4 protein-coding genes are annotated in these 6,986 nt (G+C 54.5%); 1 reads left to right on the forward strand and 3 read right to left on the reverse strand.

Annotated elements, in window-relative coordinates:
- The coding region (locus ACP7D4_RS27160; protein WP_426212475.1) for a DUF2345 domain-containing protein at window positions 1–1,101 on the forward strand (1,101 nt) is incomplete at its 5' end.
- A gap of 33 nt (window positions 1,102–1,134) precedes the next feature.
- Here the strand turns inward: ACP7D4_RS27160 and ACP7D4_RS27165 are convergent.
- The 3 genes from ACP7D4_RS27165 to ACP7D4_RS27175 all read right to left on the reverse strand — a co-directional run bounded on the left by ACP7D4_RS27165 (window position 1,135) and on the right by ACP7D4_RS27175 (window position 6,584).
- Window positions 1,135–2,475, reverse strand: a complete 1,341-nt coding sequence (locus ACP7D4_RS27165; protein WP_426212477.1) for an ISL3 family transposase — start codon at window positions 2,473–2,475, stop codon at window positions 1,135–1,137.
- A gap of 706 nt (window positions 2,476–3,181) precedes the next feature.
- A complete protein-coding gene (locus ACP7D4_RS27170; RefSeq protein ID WP_426212479.1) occupies window positions 3,182–4,117 on the reverse strand; it encodes a hypothetical protein in 936 nt (311 codons plus the stop codon).
- Between the two features lie 58 nt (window positions 4,118–4,175).
- On the reverse strand, window positions 4,176–6,584 hold the full coding sequence (locus ACP7D4_RS27175; RefSeq protein ID WP_426212481.1) for a glycoside hydrolase family protein: 2,409 nt from the start codon (window positions 6,582–6,584) through the stop codon (window positions 4,176–4,178).
- Between the last annotated feature and the right edge of the window lie 402 nt (window positions 6,585–6,986).

Here is a 6,986-nt window from a genome sequence, read left to right on the forward strand (position 1 = left end):
TACGGTGCGGTGCGGGCCGGGGCGGGGTTGTTGATTACGAGTTACAAGACGGCGCACGCTGCTGCCAGCCGTGATCCGGTGGGGGACAATGCGCCGGGGATTGCGATGCTCAAGCAAGCCGTCAAGCTTGGCGAAACGTTCAGCCAGGCGGCCACGACCCACAAGACGGTGGCGCTGGCGGCGCACGCAGGTGCTGCCAAGGCCAACAAGAGCACGCTGGACGAGCGCGCCGCCCCGCTGAAGGCTTTGCTCAAGACAGTCTCCGGGATGGTGGGCAAGGATAGCTTGGGCACTGCCCGCAGCGACGCAAGCGGGAAAAACACGACCCCCGATGCGGACAAAATACCGCACCTCAGCGATGCTGTCATCGCAATCGCTGCCAAGGCGGGACTTGGCGTGAGCGCGGGTCAAAGCATGCAACTAGCAAACGGCGAAACCGTGACGCTTTCCAGTGGCACGGATATGCAGTTCATCACCGGCGGACGGGCGCGCATGCAGACCGGGCAGGCAATCGGCGTGCTGGGCGGCGCGGTGAAGCCGGGAGAGGGCGATCTCGGCTTGCAGATGATTGCTGCTCAAGGGGCGATCGAACTGCAGGCACAGGCCGATGTTCTACGGTTGCAGGCCCGGGAGGACATCAAGGTGATGAGCGTGAACGCACATGTGGACTGGGCCTCTGCAAAGTGCATCAGCCTATCAACAGCGGGCGGGGCAAATATTACCATCGAGGGTGGAAATATTACTGTGCAATGCCCTGGGAAGATTATCATCCATGCGGGCAAGAAGAGTTTTATGGGGCCGGAAAAGCTGAACTACGAGATGCCGCCGCTGTATTCGGCCAATATGCCCGAGGACTTCAGCAACCGGCTAGATGTGCATGATTTGTTTATGCAGAACGAATTTGGTCGGATTGCATACAAAGCCCGCTTGGCAGACAAACGCGTTGTCGCCGGCGTTCTCGATCTGCACGGTCGCTCAGACCAAATTTACGCGAAAGAAGGCGATGAGATTGAAATACTTGCGGGACTGACGCTAGATCAGTGGGACTTAATAACCGACTATGATCCGCAGGTCAGCGATGACATCGGCAACGGCGATTAGCAGGCAATCCATGCGAGATGAGAATTTAGGGCTCTATGCCGTTTTCAGTGGAAATGGACGACCGGCACGGTAAGTGGTAGATCTCAACGGCGCGGCCGATTGCATCGGATTGCGCGGCAAGTTCTTTAGTTTGGACATGCGAAGGTAGGCGATGGCGACGAAGTTCTTCACGGTTCGGAATCCACGCGCGGCCCGCTTGACCTGCTGGAGCATGCCATTCATCGCCTCGACATAGGCATTGCTGCGCCCATCGAGCATACCGCGCACTACGCCGGCCAGGCGCTCCTTGAGCGTGGTGGCGAGCTTCTTGAATGGTTCGAGCCGGCTGCGTCGTGCCCACGAGATCCAGCTCTTCAAGGCGTCCTCGGCCTGTTGCGGGCAGTTGCTCGTGACGCCGGCGGCGTAAGTCGAGCGCAGCCCCTCCTTCAGGCGCCACGCGCGGGCGCTCTTGAGGTTCGAGCGCTGCAGCCGGTACATCGTGTTGATCTGATCGACGCTCCAGTCGGCGTGGTCCTTGCGCATTCCCCAGAACATGCCCTTGAGCGCCTTGCGGTCCGTCCCCATCGCCGCGCGCACAACGCGCGGCTGGTCGCGCATTTCGTCGCGCCTGACGGCGTCCATCGCCTCGTTGGCCAAGGCAATCACATGGAACCGGTCGAAGCTGATCTGGGCCTGGGGCAGCATCTCAGTGACGCCCTTGGTGTAGGCGGCGCTCATGTCCATGCAGACGTGTTTGATGTCGTCAGGATCGCCGCCGTGCGCGATCAAGTCGGCCTTGAAGTCGATGACGGTGCCGTGCTTGCGGCCCTCGGTCATGAACAGCAGGCGCTTCCCTTCCAGATCATGGACCAGCGTCACATAGTCCTGGCCACGCCTGAAACTCAAATCGTCGATGCCGACGACGGCGACCCCGGTCATGTCCTCTTGGGCGCGTGCAACTCCGACGTAGTGTTCGATCCGGCGCCACAACTGCTTCGCGTTGACACGCAACAGACCAGCGGCGTGCGCGACCGGCATAGACTGGCACAGCGTCAAGGCGAGCGCCTCGAACAGCAGTGTGAAGCCGCTGCCCGGCCGCGCCCACGGTGCCTCCACAGTTGCCGTCTTGCCGCAGGCGCCGCAATCGACGCGCGGCACATCGGCATGCAACAACGCCTCGTTCTGGAAGAAATCGAGATGGCGCCAGTCGCGCCGGACCCTATCGTGAATGCCTTGCCCGTTCATGCCGCAGGCCGGGCAAGGCAACTGCTTGGCGTTGCAGGCCACCTCGAAATCGATCCTCCGCTTGGCGGTGTCGAGTTCGACCTTGACCACCTCCCACGGCGACTTCAGTCCAAGCGCAGACGTAAACAGGGCTTCGACACCAACACTCATTGCGGTTCCTCACACAAAAACAATTGTCATTGCTGTGGACGAGCACAGCGTCGCCGGGCGTCTGCATGGCCATCGCCACGGCATGCCAGATCGATGGCCATGCTCCAGCGTATTGGCCCTGCACGGCGTCAAGGGTTCGCTTCGCCAGGCCGCGCTTCGCGCAACCCGCCCTTGACCCCGTTCCGGGCCGCGAGTCACGGCGACATCAGGCATTCACAGCGGAATCCGATATGGTAGCCGGAGTCAAGTTCCACTCAAAACGACATTGGGCCGAATTTAGCAGGACATATCATATTTCCTCGATTTGAAAGCGGATATTGTTCCAATTGACCCAAAAAGTTGCGAGGAAATGAACGGCCGGACAGCTGTCTTGTCCGTCGCTATTAACGAATCCAGAAATGCTAGTCGGGAAAACGTAAGTTTTCTTGCTCCAAAAAAAATGGTTGTTGCTGTTGATTCTTCGAGTAGCCAGAAAAGTGCGCCTGTCTGATTGCCTCTCTCCGGACCACGCCTTACAAGGGTTGGGCCGGGCAGGTGGAAGCCGTCCTCCGGACCGCTCAAATTTCGCTGCAGAGTTTTTACTCAGCGGAGCGCGCGACATAACCGTGTAGAATCAATTGCGATTCAGCCTTCAGGAACACCTCTTGCCCGTTCCGCGCCCTGAAATTATAAGCATGATTCGGACAACTGTCCCAGATTTGACTCCTCAATACAATTTCTGAAACTTGCCACTTTCGGTCAGCTTCGCCACTTTCCGCCCTTCGGAAACGCACACGTAGTCGGGGCCAAAATCGCAGCCGAACATTTGATCAATAATCTTTCCGTCAATGATAGAAAGGTAGACTCCGCTCATGACATCGCGGGATTCGTTGCGAACAACTTCGAGATCATCGACACGAATCAAACCAACATTTTTCATCGATGGGAAAACGAGAAACGTTGCGGGAACTTTCAGCTTGAATGGCGGCGAAAATCCACTGGTGTATTCCTGGCCGCCTTTTGCGTAATCGTGATTTCCAACAAGTTTCATAATAGGGTCGTTACTGCTTGGGTCAGCCACATACGGGAAAAAATCCGGTGCGCATTTGTCACTGGTCCTTGGACGGCCTTTAGCGTCCAGTATCTTTGGTGCACACTTCTCGAGATAGCGTTCCACACTGATCGGCAGACGCGATGCTTTATAGCCCATGACGCTTGTGGTATCCGAGGAGCCAGCGGGCGTTAATGCAGAAGCATTTTCAGGCCCGGCCTTCGTGTAGAGATAAAACGTAACCCCTATGGGTACGAGGATTTTATCATCGACGGCAAAGAATTCCATCATCGGCCCCGCGCAGTTTGCAGGCGTGGGCGACAGCAAATAAACGATCCGTGTGTTCGACAGATCAAATTTGAACTGTTTTGTAAGAAATCTGTCGAGTTGCTTGTCCGTGATCCCCTGTTTGGTCATCGGTTGGAACACGTCCGAGAAGTAATATTTTTCAGGATTAACGCGCGCCACGCATTGATCCGACAATCGGACATCATCGGCACGGACAATAATGGTCAAGATTTTTGGTTTTTGATTGATCGGCGTACGGCCAAAATAATCTGCGGAACGCTGGAATTTCCAAGTTCCCTCTAGACCGGCGGCCCGCGAGTTCATGCTTACTATAAGCGTGCACGTCAATAGCAAGATTGTAAAAATTCGCATCGTAGTTCCTTTAGTGCTTGGCATCATAAATATTATTCCTGAACATTTTCATTTCTTTTTTTCGTCGGTCAGTCAACCCTTTATCGCCCCCATTCGTGATATCGGCGAACTCGTCACAACACGCGCTGTAATTCTCCGTGTTTAGGTAACCAAGCAATTTTTTAAATTTCGTCAGTCCGCCAGTATTGAAAGCTAAACTCATCAATGCATCGAACTCATACTGATGCAAGGGTTTCTGAATGCTTGGCAAGGTGCTGTTCACGATTCGTTTCACATCTTTCGCAAAAAGAGCATTTTCCTCGTCTTCGGTGATGCCATCCGCTATATCCTTGTACTTGGCGCTGCCCAGGCTCTTCAGTTTCTCACATGAGGTTTTACCATCGACCAGGTGACCGACACCGATTGTACAGAAACCTTTGTTATCATTGTAAGGCTTAAGGTGCAGCGTAGTCAGGCTGCCGCTTTCCCAAACGCGGATGAACTGTAGCCCAAGTTTTGAAACTTCGAGCATGTTTGCATCCTTGCGCCCCGTGGATGCAGGACCAGCGGTCGTGCTATCTGCGCCATTCGGTGGTGATGCCGGGTTGGGCTTTGCGGGCGAGTCTTTTTTCGGTGTCTCGGGCTTGGGTGGCGCCGGTATGGACGGGGGAGTTGTCCCGGTCTTCGGGGTGGCACCGGGTATCGGTCCAGAAATAGGCGTTATTGGCGTTTGCGCAGGAGCGGCGATGCCACCGCAGTTAACCAGCCCTAGTCTGCCTTCCTGTTTTGCCATAACTAACATATCCAAACCGTTCGCCGCGTCCTGGTCTTTAGCATAAAACCGGTCGAGCTTATACCGTGGCATGAACTGGCGGACATCCATATGAACCCAGCTATGCGCTTGACTGATGGGCTCCAGCGAAATTTTGTTAGGCGCAGGCCAATTATGCTGCGCTTTTAGCCTTCCGACAAATACAGCACTCTTCATTGCTTGTAGTGTACCTCCGACAATTTCCACTCCGTCGCTTACTCGCTTGAAATGCACATCCATCGCGTTGCCGTGATGGTTGACTGTGTAGATGCCCATCTGACTTGCACGCTTCCAACATCTGTAGCCGGAGGAAATGGACATGAATTTGGCGTCCAAGTTCTTGTCTTTTACGGAAAGGTAGAACAGTGCAGCGCGCAAGCTCCAATACAAAGCACGGTGAATGCCAGGCCGTTCAATGCCTGGGACATTGATTGTTTGATCTTTGTAATAACCGATGGAACCCGAATTGACTCTTGCCAAGCCGAAGCCCGGACATCCGTGGATCCCAGGATTATATGCATGGCATTGGCATTTTAAGCCGCCATAGGGGATCGGGAATTTTGCCTTAAATTCATCAAGAGAGGCCAAGACCGCGCCGCACACTTTTCCGCTCTCGAGCACCCCCATATAATCGCGCTGAAACTGTTTGACTGCGCGTTCCGTGGCAATGGTAAATTCGTCGAACGGTAACGGATCGTAGACCGTATTGCCAAAACCCATAAGACGTAAATTCAATTCCTCGACGAGCAGCCCCTTCGCCCCGACCTTGATACAACCACTTTCGTCGCAAGACAAATTTATAGTTGTCTTGGGTGTTCCGTTTTCGCCACGGTCTTCCACTTTATCGGTCGATGCAGGGGGGGGCGGCAGCGGTGCTTTCGCTACATCAGGCTCTTCATCGACGCCGACATCGCCTGGTGCGTCTTTCGCACGAAGTGCTTCTACGTCAGCGCCCGAACCGGCAATTGGGTCTTCAATTGAGGTAGGGGCTTCAGATACTGGCGGTGCAGACGCGGGTGGAGCTGGCACTGGCACTGGCACTGGCACTGGCACTGGCACTGGCACTGGTGCCGGTGCCGGCGCTGAGCTTTGGACGGGGCCGTCCGGTTTTCCATTGGGAACCTTTAGCACTTGGTCGATATGAAGTGTGTCCGCTACTTTGATGCCGTTCAGCGTAGCCAGAGCTGCCGCGCTCGTTCCAAACTTTGGTGCAATTTTCTCGAGCGTATCCCCTTGCTTGACCTTGTACGTTTTGCGCCGATATCCGCCGGGATCGCCTTCATCTTTTTTTGCGTTGACTTTTTCCTTGACTTTTCCGCTCAGGAGCTTGACCCGAAAATCTTCGGCCCATGGAATAAGCTTTCTTATTTCCTTCATTTCTTCCGTAGCAAAACGCTCGACATGGACCGTCAGTTCTGTCCCGACCGCCGTTACGAACGACATAATTCCGCCTTGAGCATCGGTGACGCCCTTGGCGACAATCTTTTCGCCTTGCCGAATCTGGTACTTGAGGCCTTCGATACTTTTTCCCAAAGGATCAAGGAGGCGAACGTTGACAGTACTCTTCACTGCGTCTACGACTGATTTTCCTGGTCCGTTCATGATATGCTTTGTGCCTAGAAGTTGCAAAAATTATACGTATGGTAGTACCATTGTTGCAGCGCCGACTTCGCAAAAGGATAGCTTCGTTGCTGCTCAAATACTTTATGAACAATAAGACGTCCAACGAAGCTGCTTTCCAAGAAGCAAGTTAGCACTCGTCAAACCCTAAGCTACCACGTGATTGTGTATTATACAATCTTCCTTGTTTTTAATGGTAAATTCCATCCGTAGTGATCGCTGGCGTTGGACGGCAGCCGCGATCTCAATCCAGACCGGTCGGAGCGGCGAGCATGCGCTGAAGGCAAAGGTCTGCAAATAACGAACCCGGTACGCACATTTTTGCGCTGCCAACATCAAGAATGTGAATACGGACCGCGATGACGACCCTGACCGAAAAAATTACCGCCGTGCTGTCGCAGTTTTCCAGTG

It is taken from the genome of Massilia sp. TWP1-3-3 (assembly GCF_049897805.1).
Taxonomy (GTDB): Bacteria; Pseudomonadota; Gammaproteobacteria; order Burkholderiales; family Burkholderiaceae_D; genus Telluria_A.